Consider the following 15,504-nt stretch of genomic DNA (forward strand, 5'->3'; position numbering starts at 1 on the left):
CTGACTCGCCCCATGATCGGCCTCCCCCCTTGCCCGTGCAATGCCCTTTCGTCGTTGCCCCGAGCCTTGCAGTGCCTGCTACGCTTGCTCTTCGCACGTCGAGTGCGCCCTCCCCTCAAACCATCGAAAACCTGAGGAATGCAACATGGGATCAAATGGAAATGGTCATAACTGCACCCATTGCGGCTGCGAAAACCCGGTATGGAATGCGCTCAAACACACCATCGACCTGAAAGCCCTGGCGAACCAGGTGGCGAGCCAGCTACCGGAGCCCGGCAGCGAATCGCTCATCTTCACCGACGGCATCATCTACCCCCTCAAGAACGGCAACATGGATGAACAGGTCGAAGCCCTGGGCATCCATGGCGGCGATGTGGTCGCTTCGGGCACCCTCGCCGACGTCCAGGCCCGCATGCGGGCCAAGGGCATTGCCTACACGATGTATCCGCTGAAGGGCAAAACCCTGTTGCCAGGCCTGATCGAGCCACACATTCACATCGTGCAGTCCAGCGTCATGCAGGGCTGGCTGGATCTGGGGGCCATCGATGAGAAGACGCAGCAGTTGCGTGAAATCTATGACTGGAATTATCTGAAGACGACCATCGGCGATAACTTGCCTCCTGACGATTCGACGTGGATTCTGGGACACATGGTCGATCCAGCGCTGATGCCGTTTACGCTCAACCCCGGCGGGCAAAACCAGCTGACAACCTTTAAATGCGACATCAACTTCAATCCGACTGACGCTAACATCGGCAACCTTGACAGCATCGTCAGCAAAAACCCGTTGCTGATGATGAGCGCGTCCATGCACACCGTCTACCTGAACACCGCCGCGTGCAAGGCTGTGTACGACCACAACAATAAACTCAGCCAGGCGTTGCGAACGCAATATCGGACCCTCCAGGAGTTCATCGTCAAGACCGGCGGCACCCTGCAGGAACAGACCGGTGTCATGACCGCCATCCAGTCGATTCCGCTCGCTCAGGCCATGGATCTGGTCAACATCTTCAAGTACATAAAGAATTTTTTCGATCAGGCCTCCAAACGCGGCGTCACCTTGGTGTACGACGCCCTGATGGATTCGCCGTCCAAGGCGATACTGGACATCTATGGCCTGACGCACCCGCGCAATCTGCGGATCGGTTATGCGGCGGCGTACAACGGCAAGGATTTCAGCGATCTGCCGCCGTACCGTCCCGTGACCAAGGAAGCCGCCAGGCACTTCTACCAGGCCGGGGTCAAATTGATCTCGGATGGTTCAAATCAGGGGCTGACGGGCTATCAGGCCCAGCCATACTGCTGCGAAACAACGCCGCCACTGGGCAACTTCAACTTCTGTGATGCTAACAACAAGACCCCGGACACCCTTCCCGATGCGTACAAGACAACCCTGGAGAAGGCTGTCGCCACGGGATGGCCGCTGATGATTCACGCCAACGGCGACCGGGCCATTCAGTTCACGCTCGACGCCTACGCCAACGCACTGGGCAAGCAGAGCGGCCTGGAGAAGCGGCATCGCATCGAACACTGCTCGCTGCTGACAAAGGAAACCCTCGATCAACTGCAAAACCTGGGCATTTCTCCCAGCTTCCTGATCGGTCACGTGGGCTACTGGGGTTATGTATTCGAAAAGGCCATTTTCGAGGACAAGGCCACCGACATGCTCGACCTGTGCAGGGACGCCCTGGACAGGGGAATGCGCATCTCGTTGCACAGCGATTGCTCGGTCACGCCACTGGGCCCGTTGCGCTCGATGGAGCAGGCCGTGACCCGCAAGATGGAAGGCATACGTGGCAAGGACGGCAAGTTCGTGAAGGATGCGCGTCTGCAACCGGTGCTCAATGAAAGCCAGTGTCTGACACGGCAAGAGGCACTCAAGGCCATTACCTATGACGCCGCCTGGCAATGCCATGCCGATCAGTGGACCGGCTCGTTGCAAGACGGTCACTTCGCCGACTTCGTGATTCTTGCGCAGAATCCGCTTGATGAGAAAGTTCCGGCGACCAAGATCCGCGAAATCCAGGTCTGCGAAACCTGGAAAGGCGGACGCAAGGTGCATTTCCTTCCTGACAACTGACCGCTGAAAGCGCGGGTCGGGTCAGTGGCAATGGGCACATCTGTGAGTGCCGTCGACCACGCCGATCCGCAGCTATTGAAGCCCTCATGGCCGGCGCAGCGCCGGCCTCCTTCGTGTCAGATCTGCTCCAGCAACCAATTGCGAAACGCCCGCAGCGAGGGCAGCGTCTCGTTGCGTGGCGGGTAAATCAGATAGTAACTGCGCTGGCTCGCGAAGGGATGGCCGGGACTGAACAGCTCGCCACTGTTCAATTCGTCCTGCACCAGGATGCGTGGCACCAGGCCGATGCCGATGCCGGCGCGCACAGCCTGGATCAAGTGTGACGTCAGCTCGAAGCTGGGTCCCAGGCGCATCGCCCGGTGTGGCAGGTCGTGGTGAGAAAACCATTCGCCCCAGGCGTGAGGGTTGTTGGCGACGTTCAGCAATACCTGTTCGCTGAGCCGCACAGGACTCCAGTGCGCATGTTCCCGGGCGGCGTCCGGCGAGAGGATCACCACCAGTTCCTCGGCATGCAGACGATGGCAGATCAGCCCCGGCAGATTGTGATTGGCCACGCCGATGGCGGCGTCGATCTCGCTGGTGTCGAAGTCGATGGCTTCGATGCGTGAATGTATATGCACCAGCATGCCCGGGTGGGCGCCATAGAATGCATGCAGGCGCGGCAGCAGCCATTTCGAGCCGAAGGTGGGCAAGGTCGCCAGGCGCAAGGTCCCGACCCCGGACTGGTAGGCCAGAGCCTGCAGCGTGGCGCTGCGGATGCGCCCGAGTGCCTCGCTCACATCGCGCTGGTACAGGCGGCCGACGTCGGTCAATTGCACCTGGCGCCCTTCGCGGCGGAACAAGGTGAGCCCCAGCAGCTGCTCAAGCGCCTGGACCTGGCGACTGACGGCGCTCTGGGTCAAGGACAGTTCGGCGGCGGCACGGGTGTAGCTTTCATGCCGGGCGGCGGCCTCGAAGGCCAGCAGCAACGACATCGAGGGCGTCAGGTGGCGGTAATTCATTCATAAAAGTCATCGATAGCGGCAGGATTATCCGTTTGCCCCTGACGGGAAGGTACAGGAACATTGGCTCATTCGTCATCCCGTGTCTGAGGCACTCATGCCGCAGCGACACGTTTTCCGTGAATCAGCCGATAAAGAGGCCATCCTCCGATGATCGCCCAACTGCCGACCCAGCCGCCGGCCGCCCACTACCCCGAGTTCCTCGATGCCCTGCGTGCCAGTGGCTTCCGCGGCCAGCTCAGTGCCGACTACGGCACCCGTACCGTACTGGCCACGGATAACTCCATCTACCAACGCCTGCCCCAGGCCGCCCTATTCCCCCTGGATGCCGACGACGTGGCGCGCATCGCCCGGCTGATGGCCGAACCGCGCTTCCAGCAGATCAAGCTGACCCCGCGCGGTGGCGGCACCGGCACCAACGGCCAGTCGCTGACCGATGGCATCGTCGTGGACCTGTCGCGGCACCTGAACAAGATTCTCGAGATCAACGTCCAGGAACGCTGGGTACGGGTCCAGGCCGGGGTGGTCAAGGACCAGCTCAACGCCGCCCTCAAGCCCCACGGGCTGTTCTTCGCCCCCGAGCTGTCCACCTCCAACCGCGCCACCGTCGGCGGCATGATCAACACCGACGCCAGTGGCCAGGGCAGCTGCACCTACGGCAAGACCCGCGACCATGTGCTCGAGCTGCACAGCGTGTTGCTCGGTGGCGAACGCCTGCACAGCCTGCCGATCGATGACGACGCCCTCGAGCAGGCCTGCGCCGCGCCCGGTCGCGCCGGCGAGGTCTACCGCGTGGCACGCCATATCCAGGAAACCCAGGCCGAGCTGATCGAAAGCACCTTTCCCAAGCTCAATCGCTGCCTGACGGGCTACGACCTTGCGCACCTGCGCGACGAGTCGGGCCGCTTCAACCTCAACAGCGTGTTGTGCGGCGCCGAGGGATCGCTGGGCTACGTGGTCGAGGCCAAGCTCAACGTCCTGCCGATTCCCAAATACACCGTACTGGTCAACGTTCGCTACGCCAGCTTCATGGACGCCCTGCGTGACGCCAATGCACTGATGGCGCACAAGCCGCTGTCGATCGAGACCGTCGACTCCAAGGTGCTGATGCTGGCGATGAAGGATATCGTCTGGCACAGCGTCGCCGAGTATTTCCCGGCAGAGGCCGAGCGCCCGACCCTGGGGATCAACCTGGTGGAGTTCTGCGGGGACGAACCGGCGGAGGTCAACGCCCGGGTGCAGGCTTTCGTCGCACACCTGCAGGCCGACGCCGGCGTTGAACGCCTGGGCCACACGCTGGCCGAAGGCTCCGAGGCGGTGACTCGGGTCTACACCATGCGCAAGCGCTCGGTGGGCCTGCTCGGCAATGTCGAGGGCGAGGTGCGCCCGCAACCCTTCGTTGAAGACACCGCCGTACCGCCGGAGCAACTGGCCGACTACATCACCGAGTTCCGCGCCTTGCTCGACAGCCATGGCCTGGCCTACGGCATGTTCGGCCATGTCGATGCCGGCGTGCTGCACGTGCGGCCGGCACTGGACATGAAGGACCCGGCCCAGGCTGCGCTGGTCAAGCCGATCTCCGACGCCGTGGCAGCGCTCACCCGGCGCTACGGCGGCCTGCTCTGGGGCGAGCACGGCAAGGGCCTGCGCTCGGAATACGTGCCGGAGTACTTCGGCGCGCTGTACCCGGCGCTGCAGCGCCTGAAGGGCGCTTTCGACCCCCATAACCAGCTCAACCCAGGCAAGATCTGCACCCCTCCAGACAGTGCCGAAGGGCTGATCAAGGTCAACGAGGCGCCCCTGCGTGGCGACTTCGACCGGACCATCGACGAGCGGGTCTGGCAGAGCTTCGGCAGCGCCGTGCACTGCAACGGCAACGGTGCCTGCTACAACTACGACCCCAACGACGCCATGTGCCCATCGTGGAAAGCCACCCGCGAGCGCCAGCACTCCCCCAAGGGCCGTGCCTCACTGATCCGCGAGTGGCTGCGCCTGCAAGGGGTGGCCAACGTCGACGTACTCGCCGCCGCCCGCAAGCCCGCCTCCTGGCTCAAGGGCCTGCCGGCGCGACTACGCAACAATCGCGCGCGCCAGCAAGGGCACGAGGACTTTTCCCACGAAGTGTATGAGGCCATGGCGGGCTGCCTGGCGTGCAAATCCTGCGCGGGGCAGTGCCCGATCAAGGTCAACGTGCCGGAGTTCCGTTCGCGCTTTCTCGAGCTCTATCACGGCCGCTACCAGCGCCCGCTGCGCGACTACCTGATCGGCTCGTTGGAATTCACCATTCCATACATGGCGTACGCACCGGGCCTGTACAACGCGGTAATGGGCTCAAGATGGGTCAGCAAGCTGCTGTCGGACCAGGTCGGCATGGTCGACAGTCCCTTGATCAGCCGCTTCAACCTGCAATCCACCCTGACCCGTTGCCGCGTCGGCGTGGCCTCTGTGCCGGCCCTGCGCGAGCTGACCCCGGCCCAGCGTGAGCGCAGCATCGTCCTGGTCCAGGATGCCTTCACCCGCTACTTCGAGACGCCATTGCTGGCGACTTTCATCGACCTGGCCCATCGTCTTGGGCATCGGGTGTTCCTCGCGCCCTACAGCGCCAACGGCAAGCCGCTGCACGTACAAGGCTTCCTCGGCGCCTTTGCCAAGGCAGCGCTGCGCAATGCCGGCCAGCTCAAGGCCCTGGCCGATTGCGGCGTGCCGCTGGTGGGCCTGGATCCGGCCATGACCCTGGTCTACCGCCAGGAGTACCCGAAGGTACCGGGGCTGGAGGATTGTCCGAAAGTGCTGCTGCCACAGGAATGGCTGATGGATGTGCTGCCTGAACAGGCCGCGGTCGAAGCCGGCAGCTTCCGCCTGATGGCCCACTGCACCGAAAAGACCAACGTGCCGGCCAGTACCCGCCAATGGGAGCAGGTGTTCGCACGCTTGGGCCTGAATCTGGTCACCGAGGCAACCGGTTGCTGCGGCATGTCGGGTACCTACGGCCACGAAGCACGCAACCAGGACAACTCGCGGATCATCTTCGAGCAGTCCTGGGCGACCAAGCTGGACAAGGACGGCGAGGCACTGGCCACCGGCTACTCCTGCCGCAGTCAGGTCAAGCGCCTGGCTGACCGGCAACTGCGTCATCCGCTGGAAGTGCTGCTGCAAAAGGTTCTCCTTGAGAAACCACGGCAGAGCCCGCCGAAGGCCGACGCACCCTGAACCAGGCCGCGTACAGTGCCGGAACGAAGAAGATGGTCAATAGCGTGGCCACGGTGAGACCGCCCATGATCGCGATCGCCATCGGCCCCCAGAACACGCTGCGGGTCAGCGGGATCATCGCCAGCACCGTGGCCAGCGCCGTCAGGATCACCGGACGGGTTCGATGGATTGCGGCGTCCAACACCGCATTCCACGGGTCGCGTCCTTCTTCGATCTCGATCCGCACCTGGTCAATCAGAATCACCGAGTTGCGCATGATCATGCCGCCGAGGGCGATGATGCCCAGGATCGCTACGAATCCCAGTGGCGCGTGGAACACCAGTAGCGCCGGTACCACGCCGATCAGGCCCAGCGGCGCGGTCAGCACCACCATCAACATGCGTGAGAAGTCCTGCAATTGAAGCATCAGCAGCAGCAAGATGCTCACCAGCATCAGTGGCGCCACCGCCAACAGCGCCTGGTTGGCCTTGTCGCTCTCCTCCACTGCACCGCCCACGTCAATGCGGTAGCCCGAGGGCAGCTTCGCCTCGATGTCCTTGAGCAACGGCTGAATCTCCTGCGTCACCGACACCCCCTGCTCGCCGTCCTTCACATCGGCACGAACAGTGATCGCCATGTCACGGTTACGACGCCACAGTACCGGCTCTTCAAGCTCGTTGCCTAGATGGGCGACCTCCGACAGCGGCACCACGGTCCCACTACGGGTGTACAGGTTGATGTCCTTCAGCGTGTCGAGGTTCAGGCGTTCCTCGGGCACGGCACGGGCGACGATATCGATCAGGTCCTCGTGCTCGCGCAGCTGCGACAGGGTCGCGCCGTTCATCGCGGTCTGGGTTGCCAACGATACGTCAGCCGGCGTGAGGCCCAACGCACGCGCCTTGTCCTGGTCCAACGCCACCTTCAGTGTTCGCACCGGGTCGTTCCAGTCGAGCTGGACGTCACGTACCTTCGCATTCGAGGCCACCACGTGCTCCACCTCACGGGCGATCTTGCGCACCCTCTGCGTGTCAGGACCCACGATGCGAAACTGCACCGGGAAACCGACCGGCGGCCCCAGCTCCAGCCGGGTAACCCGCACCCAGACCTGTGGGAACTGCTGATCGACCGAGGCCACCAAGCGCGAACGGACTCGCTCCCGCGCCTCCAGGTCCTTGGTCATCACGACGAGCTGGGCAAAGCCCGGGTTGGGCAGCTCGGGGTTGAGCGCCAGATAGAAACGGGGCGCGCCGGCACCGGTGTAAGCGGTGTAGAACTTGACGTCCTCGTCCTTGGCCAGCACCGTTTCCATACGCTTGACCTGCTCGGCTGTCGCCGCGAAAGAGGAGCCTTCCTTCATACGCAGGTCGACGACCAGTTCGGGACGTGAACTGCTGGGAAAGAACTGTTGCGGCACAAACTTCAAGCCCATCAGCGCCAGGACCAGAGCACCCAGCGTCACGCCGATGACCACCCAGCGACGCTCAATGGCCCGGTCGATCATAACCCGCAGCTTGCGGAACAATCGGGTGTCATACGGGTCGCCGGCATGTTGGTGCTTGCCGAAGTCCTTGGGCAGCATCTTGACCGCGAGGTAAGGCGTGAAGATGCCCGAGCAGATCCACGAGAACACCACCGCTGCGCCGACAATCCAGAAGATGCCACCGGCATATTCGCCCGTGGTCGATTTCGACAGACCGATCGGCATGAACCCGGCGACGGTGATCAGCGCACCGGTCAGGCGTGGCATGGCGGTGGACTGGTAGGAAAAGGACGCCGCCTTCACGCGGTCCCAGCCCGCCTCCATCTTCACCAGCATCATCTCGATTGCGATGATCGCATCATCGACCAGCAGGCCCAGCGCGATAATCAGCGAGCCGAGGGAAATACGCTCCAGGTTCCACCCCATCGCCAGCATCAATATCGCGACGCCACCCAGCACCAGCGGCACCGAGGTCGCAACCACAAGACCGGTACGCCAGCCCAGGCTTGCCAGGCTGACGGCAATCACGATGACCAGCGCTTCGACAAGCGAACGCCCGAAGTCCCAGACCGCATCCTTCACCGTGGTGGGCTGGTCGGCCACCCGCTCCAGCTCGACGCCATGGGGCAACTCGGACTGGATCTTCGCGACCTCCACGTCCATCGCCTTACCCAGCTCGACGACGTTGCCGTCGTCGGTCATCGAGATACCGAGCATCAGCACCGGCTGGCCGTTGTGACGTACGGTGTAGGTCGGCGGATCCTCATAACCGCGCTTGATGGTGGTAAAGTCGCCCAGCTTGAGCATCCGGCCGCCCGCCGCAACAGGCACATTGCGAATGTCGTCGTCGCTGGCAAACTGGCCACTTACCCGCACGACTACGCGATCCCCTTGCGTGTCGATCTGTCCCGCCGCCTGCAGGGCGTTCTGCGCCCGCAAGCTTTCGGCGATCGCCAGCGGCGTGATGCCCAGCGCGGCCAGACGCTCGTGGGAAAACTCGACGTAGACACGCTTGGCCTGCTCGCCGACCAGGTCCACCTTCTTGACCATCGGCACCTTCAGCAGACGGCGCTTGATGTCCTCGGCCGCATTCGACAGGTCGGCGTGGTCGATGCCGTCGCCCTTGACGGCGTACATCAGGCCGTACACGTCGCCATATTCGTCGTTGACCACCGGACCGGTCACACCGTCAGGCAGCTCCAGGCGCAAGTCGTTGAGTTTCTTGCGTGCCTGATACCAGGCCTCGCGCTGGTCGGCCTTCGAGGTGCCGCCGCGCACGGTCAGGGTCATGCCGCCGTAGCCCTGCCGAGCGAAGGTGACGACCTTTTCGAAGTGGTCGATCTGCTCGAACTTCTTCTCCATGCGGTTCAGGACTTCGTCCTGTATCTGCTGGGCGGTCGCGCCCGGCCAGACGACACCGGCGGTCATCGACGGCACCGAAAAGCTCGGGTCTTCGAGCTGGCCAAGCTTGGTGAAGCTGAACAGGCCGGCCACTGCAACAATGAGAAGCAGGAACAGGACGATGGCGCGGTGACGCAGCGCCCAATCGGTGAGGTTGAAGTTGTTCATCGCGTAACCACTGCCTTCGTTTCATGGGAAACAGCACCTGGCAGTGTCACTTTCAGGCCAGGCGCCATTTTCTGTACACCGGCGGTCACGACAAGCGCACCAGCCGCCGGGCCGGAGACGAGCACCTCGTCATTGCGATAGCCCCACACCGCCACCTGCACCAGTTCGACGGTGCCGACCGATTCCTTATCCGTCGGCGTGACCACCCACAGCGCCGGCTGTCCGGCGATTTGCGTCAGCGCCGTGGCCGGCACCGCCGCCACCGAGAGCCCCGCCATCTTGCGCTCGACCTGCAAGGTGGCGGTCGCACCGAGCGGCAATGGCTGAGCGCCCAGGAGTTTCATGCGCGCGCGGTAGGTACGCGTCTGCGGCGCCGCTTGCGGCGACAGTTCGCGCAAGCCGACCTCGAAGGTCTTGTCCGGCGCGCTGGCCAGTGAGGCCTTGAAGGCTGACTGCTTGAATGCAGCCAGTTGATCCTCCGGCACATCGACAACGATCTCGGGCATGCCAGGGTCGGCGATCGAAACCACCTCCGCTCCCGGCGTCACGACCTGCCCGACCTCGAAATGCACGGCCGTGACCACACCGCTCCACGAAGCGCGCAGCACCGAGTAGTTGAGTCGGTTACGCGCCAGCTCGAGCTTGCGTGCCTCGCCCTCGGCGTTCGCCCGGGAGGTCTCGGCACTGGTCCGCGCACGCTCGTCGTCAGCCACGCTGACCGAGCCATCGGCCTTCAGTGCGCCCAGGCGCTGGTGGTCCGAGTCAGCCTGACGGGCCTGCGCGACAGCGGCGGTCCACGACTGCCGCGCCGCCTCCACGGCCAGTCGGTAGTCGCTGTCGTCGAGCGTGGCGAGCACGTCGCCCTCGTGCACGAATTGGCCGACCTCGACCTTGCGTTGGACGACCTTGCCGTCCACCCGGAAAGCCTGGCTCACTTCATGGCGCGACTGCACGGTGCCGACATAACGGTTGGCTTCGTGGGCGCCTTCATAGCGCAGTTCGACGGTACGTACGGGACGCAGCGCCTGCACCGGCGGTTGCTCCGGACTGCATGCGCAGAGTAGCGCGGCGACGGCGATAGAGCCGACTGCAGCAATTGAGTTCTTCAAGACCATTCCTCGTTGTAGGCGACGGGATTCAGGAAAGTGGGTGGACAGCGGCGGCCGTTACGGTGGAAGGCGCGGGTTCGAAGACCTGCCAGCCTCCGCCCAGCGCCTTGTAAAGCTGTACGCTGTCGAGCAGCAGACGGGTGTTGCTGTCGTTGGCGTTCAAGCGCATCGTCAGGCGCACACGGTGCGCGTCCAGCAGCGGCAGCAGGTCGATCTGGCCATGGTCGTAGAGCGATTGAGCGCGGCCCAGCGCGGAATCCGCGGCCGCGACAGCCGACTGCAGCGAGGCCGAGCGCTGGCGTTCATGGGAAAGGCCGACCAGTGAGTTCTCGACGTCTTCGAGCGCATGCGCGATGCCGTCCTCGGTACGCAGCAGCGCTTCGCGCTGGCCGCTCTCCGCGACGTCGTTGATGGCACGGGTGCGCCCGGCGTTGAACAGCGGCATCGTCAACAGGGCCGCCACATTGGTATAGCGGGCAGCGCCCAGCCCCACACCGTTCAGCTCCAGCCCCTGGTTGCCGTAGGAGGCACCGAGGAACAGGCGCGGGAACCATTCGGCGGCAGCCTGCTGGCGGCGCGCGTTGGCCGCATCCAGTTGCGCCATCGACTCCAGCACGTCGGGGCGACGCTGCAGCAGCGTGGCCGGCTGCCCGGGCTGCGGCTGAGGTACAAGCACATCGCCGTGCGAGGGCACGATGGCGGCGGCATTAAAGGCCTGGTCACCGATCAGTACGGCGATGCGATGACGCGACACCGCCGCCAGCGTTTCCAGTGGCGGAATCTGTGCGCGCGCGGATTCGGCGTCGGCCCGCGCACGCTCTACGTCGAAGGCGGTTGCCAGCCCCACCCGCTGGCGCGCGGTGACCAGGCGCAACGTCTCATCCTGCATCGCCGACATGGCCCGCAGCGTATCGACCTGGCGCAAAGCACCGACCAGCGTGAAGTAGTGGCTGGCAACATCGCTCATCACCAGCAGGCGCACACCGCGCACGCTGTGTTCCGCGGCCAGCGCCTGCGCCTGGGCGGCGCTCGCGCCAGCCCGAAGACGACCGCTCAGGTCAAGCTCCCAGGAAACGTCCAGACCCACACCGCCACTCTTGACGTCGGGATAGCCCGCCTTGGTGGCGGCACTGTATCCAGTGCTGTGGTCGATGCCGGAGGCGGACCCGCTGACGCTCGGAAACAGCCAGGAACGACTGATTGTCTCGCCGGCACGTGCGGCGCAGAGGCGCTCGGAGGCGATCTTGATATCGCGGTTCTCGCGCATCGCGCGGCGTACCAGATCCGTTAGAACCGGATCCTTGAAGGCCTCCCACCACGCGGCCTCGGGCTCCATCTCGGAGGCCGTGGCCGCGGCGAACTTGGCCGGCAGGTCCAGCGATGGCGCGACGACGGGAGTGGAGCACCCCGTCAAGGCCAGCGTGATCGACACGGCAAGCGCCGCCGCCCAGGCGGGGCCGGCCAGGCAATCGGCAGAGTGGCGGGTCGTCTGCCCACCATGGCGGGTCAGCGAAAGAAAAGGGTGAAGTCGCGACATCGGATTGGACTCGGGTAAATTCGAGATGACGCCAGCATAGGGACCACAGCGCGCAAAGTTGTCAGCCAAGCGTCGCGATTCGGTCGCCCTGTCGAGCGTTCTTTCGGGGATGAGGCGTCACTCGCCGGCGGCGTCCGCTGTACGCTCGGCGGCTATCGACGCAAGGTCGCCAGTGATCGACGCCAACAGTTCTTCAGCGCAGGAAAACTCGCACTGATGGCCGGTCACCAGATTTTCGAGGCGCCCCGCAAGGGCCCCCGGTGTCGCGTCGCTACGCAGCTTCACCACATAGGTGCGGCGGTTCGGGTATTTGGATTCAGGATTCAGGACCATTGCAGAGCACCGATCAAAGAGGTTCGACGGCAGCCTAAACCGGTCCCCGGATCGAGTTGTAAGCAAAGGGTCAGAGTCCGGTCGCGACCGGTCTCGTGCAAAACACCGACGCCACCGGGGTCCGACTGCTGCAGGCGCTGTCAAGCCGGAACAGCCACCTGTAGCAGCAAGCGCGCGCGCTTCATTGGCTCGGTTCCTTCGGCTTCCGGCAGCTGCTCGACCAGCGTTGCCAGGGCCTGACGCTCCTTGTCCGTGGCGTCGCACTGTGCGCACAGCTCGACAAGCGCGAGCAACTCCAGCCACGGCGCCCCCTGGGCACGCGCCTCCCCTACCGAGCGACGCACCGCGACACCGCTGGCATAGGGGCAGCCCTGAGCCCGCGCTATCGCCGCGTCCAACAGGAACAGCTGCGGCAGATACACCCGCTCACCCAGTTCGTCCGCCACTCGAAGCGCCTCCTCCAGCTCGGCTTTCGCGGTGTCGCAATCGCCCGCCAGCAGCATGGCCTCGGCCGCGTAGCCAAGCACCTCGCTGGTACCGGAGCGCATGCCGAGTCCGGCATGCTCTTCGAAGGCCGCGCGGATGCGACGGTAGCCATCGCCCGGCGAACCGTTGCGCGCGTCGGCCCAGCCACGCCACCAACGGCAAGGTGCGTGCCCCAGCGCGAGCGAGTGCTCATCGACCAGCGCCCGCATAGCGTCGGCCAATGCGGCCACGCGCAGCGTGTTGTCCATCCGCACCTCGATCAGCACCTCCTGCCAGGCGGCGACCAGGCTGGTCATCGGCTGACGTAGCGCCTGCGCACGCGCCCGGGCCCGCTGCAAGCAGGATCGAGCCTGCACGAGCGAACCGGAACGCAGCAGTTCAAGGGCCAGCATGCCAAGCAGCGTGACCTGGGCATCCGCCGCGAAGATCTCGCTCGCCCGGATGTCCAACGGCCCGGCGATCGCCAGGGCGCGCTCGATCCAGCCGCGGGCGGCCTGCGTATCGCCTTGAAGATGGAACACTTCGCCGTATACGACACAGGCGGCCAACATCAATAACGGATCGTCCGATCCGGACGACAGCGCTTCGGCACGCGCCGCCACCGCCAGTGCCTGCGCATAGTCGCCACGCAGGCTCAGCAAGTAACCGAACCCGTGCAACAGGCGTCCACGCATCGGATGTTCGGGTACCCCTGCCAGTAATGAATAGGCGCGGCCGAAGGCGTCAGCGGCTTCGTGACCGACGCCGAGGGTTTGAAACGCCGCCACGCCTTGCAGCGTGGCCAAGGTGATTTCAAGCGCATCGCGTTCCGCCCCGGCAGGCACTTGCCGCAGCAGGATCAACGCCTGCTGGGTGAGGCCGAGCGTCGAGGCCGGACTGAAGTGCGACAGCGCCGTCTCCGCGGCTTCGGCGTAATAGCGCAGCGCGGTCATCGGTTGCCGGGCCCGCTCGAAGTGCATCGCCAGCTCGGACGCCGCGACCGGCACACCGAGCGACCGCTCACGCTCAAGGGCAACACCGACCTGACGATGGAGCTGAACGCGCAGTGAAAGTGGCGTACGGTCGTACAGGACCTGGCGCAAGAGCGCATGCCGGAACGCGTAAGGGAGCGCCGATGCATCGCCACTGTCGGCGCTCCGCGACCGCGTGAGCCACATCCGCCCGCGAACCAGCGCCTCGCAGGCATGGGCCAACGAAGCGAGGTCGCGCTCGAGGACCAGCGCAAGCGTTTCCACCCGGAAATCGCCTCGACATATCGCCGCCGCCGAGAGCAGGTCACGCTCTTCCCCGGCGAGCTTGGCAATATAGTGGTCGATGATGGCCGCCAGATTTTCGGGAACCGCCTGGTTTGCCAGCCGAGCCTCGACGGTGGCGTCATCGGCCGAACCCTCCATCACTTCGCTGAGGAGCGACGACACGAACAGTGGCACGCCGTCGGTGCGATCGTGCAGCGCACGCACGAACGCTTCGTCGCGGGCGAGCGAAAGCGAACGCCCAGCGACATAATCGGCGATCTCGGTCTCCGAAAACGGATCGAGCACCACCTCCTCGCATAACCGCTGCAAGCGAAGTTCGTGACGCAACGAACTGAGCGGGTGGTCGAGTGCCACCACCTCGGCGACGCGAAAACTCGCCAACCACATCAAGCGGATGCGACCGCGTCGCCGGGCGATGTAGTCGATGAGCTGAATGGTCGCCCTGTCGCTCCAATGCAGGTCTTCGGTGACCAGCAACAAGGGGCGCTGTTCCGTGTAGCGCTCCAGCAACTCGCCCATTTCCCGCAGCATGCGCTCCGGGCCGACACCGGCGAGCTCGTGTCGCAACGCATCGCGCTCCTGTGCGCTACTCAGCCACGGCAGCTGAAACAGCCAGGTCGGTGCCACGGCGCGCAAAAGCGTCGGCAGCGCCGGGTCGACGCGGCACAAACCGGCAATGGCCTCCAACACCGGCAGGTACGGTTCGCCCGTACCGAAGTGCTCCACACAATGACCGCGCGCGCAGGTGACACCGTCAAGGCCGGCAATGAAATGCTCGATCAGCGTGGTCTTGCCGATCCCCGGCTCGCCGGCGAGCCAGAGCACGGCACGCTGACCGCCTTGTGCCTGGTCCCAAGCCCGTTGCAAGCGCGAAAGCGAAGCGACGCGACCGACGAACGGAGTCGGCTGCGCGTCAGCCTCCGGCGCTCTCGAAGGGGACATGGGCGTCAACGGCGTCGGGGACGGTGTGGCAATGAAGCGATAGCCGCGCCGCGACACCGTCTCGATAAATCGCGGCTGCCGGGGCGTGTCCCCCAATGCCGTGCGCAGATCGCTGATAGCGGTCTTCAACACCGACTCGCTGACGAATCGGTGCCCCCAGACCGCGTCGAGCAATGCGTCCTTGCTCAGCAGCAATCCCGGTTGGCGCGCAAGCACGCACAGCAATGTGAAAGGTGTGGGCGCCAGCGCCACGGCCTCGCCATTACTCGACAAACGGGCATTGGCCTCATCGAGTTCAAAACCGACAAAGCGGATCCGGAGTGGATTCGGATGACACGGCGCACGCACCACAGGCGACTCCTACAGGCTCAGATGAAAACAGTTGGGCGTTCCATGCTGGCAAAAGAGCGACCATACAATAATGACACATCAATCAATATTGAAACAAATCTCATTTTTGCATAACCTGATGCTGCCTGAGGATGAAACGTCGCGTTTCACGACCACAAACAACCACAACAA

General features: G+C 64.3%; 8 protein-coding genes. 2 read left to right on the plus strand and 6 right to left on the minus strand.

Going from position 1 to position 15,504, the window contains the following annotated elements:
• Nucleotides 1-40: 40 nt before the first annotated feature.
• A complete protein-coding gene (locus UCMB321_RS17070) occupies nt 41-2,080 on the plus strand; it encodes an amidohydrolase (protein WP_245220821.1) in 2,040 nt (679 codons plus the stop codon).
• Between the two features lie 116 nt (nt 2,081-2,196).
• Here the strand turns inward: UCMB321_RS17070 and UCMB321_RS17075 are convergent, their stop codons facing one another.
• The gene (locus UCMB321_RS17075; RefSeq protein ID WP_040068963.1) at nt 2,197-3,081 is read right to left on the minus strand and encodes a LysR substrate-binding domain-containing protein; all 885 of its coding nucleotides are present in this window, start codon (nt 3,079-3,081) and stop codon (nt 2,197-2,199) included.
• Between the two features lie 150 nt (nt 3,082-3,231).
• Here UCMB321_RS17075 and ydiJ point away from each other — a divergent pair, with 150 nt between their 5' ends.
• Nucleotides 3,232-6,291, plus strand: a complete 3,060-nt coding sequence (gene ydiJ / locus UCMB321_RS17080) for a D-2-hydroxyglutarate dehydrogenase YdiJ (protein ID WP_040068964.1) — start codon at nt 3,232-3,234, stop codon at nt 6,289-6,291.
• On the opposite strand, the gene UCMB321_RS17085 is transcribed toward ydiJ, so the two are convergent.
• The 5 genes from UCMB321_RS17085 to UCMB321_RS17105 form a co-directional block, all read right to left on the minus strand.
• Nucleotides 6,185-9,319: an efflux RND transporter permease subunit gene (locus tag UCMB321_RS17085; RefSeq protein WP_052451279.1), complete on the minus strand. Its 3,135-nt coding sequence runs from the start codon at nt 9,317-9,319 to the stop codon at nt 6,185-6,187. The two genes, ydiJ and UCMB321_RS17085, sit on opposite strands and share 107 nt — an antisense overlap.
• On the minus strand, nt 9,316-10,428 hold the full coding sequence (locus UCMB321_RS17090) for an efflux RND transporter periplasmic adaptor subunit (RefSeq protein ID WP_052451286.1): 1,113 nt from the start codon (nt 10,426-10,428) through the stop codon (nt 9,316-9,318). Before UCMB321_RS17090 ends, UCMB321_RS17085 begins: the two co-directional genes overlap by 4 nt.
• A gap of 28 nt (nt 10,429-10,456) precedes the next feature.
• On the minus strand, nt 10,457-11,965 hold the full coding sequence (locus UCMB321_RS17095; RefSeq protein WP_040068966.1) for an efflux transporter outer membrane subunit: 1,509 nt from the start codon (nt 11,963-11,965) through the stop codon (nt 10,457-10,459).
• 117 nt (nt 11,966-12,082) lie between these two features.
• Nucleotides 12,083-12,298 (minus strand): hypothetical protein, encoded by a 216-nt coding sequence (locus UCMB321_RS17100; protein WP_040068968.1) that lies wholly within the window; start codon nt 12,296-12,298, stop codon nt 12,083-12,085.
• A 140-nt stretch (nt 12,299-12,438) separates the two neighbouring features.
• The gene (locus UCMB321_RS17105) at nt 12,439-15,333 is read right to left on the minus strand and encodes an ATP-binding protein (RefSeq protein WP_040068970.1); all 2,895 of its coding nucleotides are present in this window, start codon (nt 15,331-15,333) and stop codon (nt 12,439-12,441) included.
• Between the last annotated feature and the right edge of the window lie 171 nt (nt 15,334-15,504).

The organism is Pseudomonas batumici, from assembly GCF_000820515.1.
Taxonomy (GTDB): domain Bacteria; phylum Pseudomonadota; class Gammaproteobacteria; order Pseudomonadales; family Pseudomonadaceae; genus Aquipseudomonas; species Aquipseudomonas batumici.

What these genes read in the sequence shown, in the direction of transcription:
- UCMB321_RS17070 (WP_245220821.1), top strand. Translation starts at nt 41, where the DNA reads ATGCCCTTTCGTCGTTGCCCCGAGCCTTGCAGTGCCTGCTACGCTTGC.
- UCMB321_RS17075 (WP_040068963.1), bottom strand. Translation starts at nt 3,081, where the DNA reads ATGAATTACCGCCACCTGACGCCCTCGATGTCGTTGCTGCTGGCCTTC.
- ydiJ (WP_040068964.1), top strand. Translation starts at nt 3,232, where the DNA reads ATGATCGCCCAACTGCCGACCCAGCCGCCGGCCGCCCACTACCCCGAG.
- UCMB321_RS17085 (WP_052451279.1), bottom strand. Translation starts at nt 9,319, where the DNA reads ATGAACAACTTCAACCTCACCGATTGGGCGCTGCGTCACCGCGCCATC.
- UCMB321_RS17095 (WP_040068966.1), bottom strand. Translation starts at nt 11,965, where the DNA reads ATGTCGCGACTTCACCCTTTTCTTTCGCTGACCCGCCATGGTGGGCAG.
- UCMB321_RS17100 (WP_040068968.1), bottom strand. Translation starts at nt 12,298, where the DNA reads ATGGTCCTGAATCCTGAATCCAAATACCCGAACCGCCGCACCTATGTG.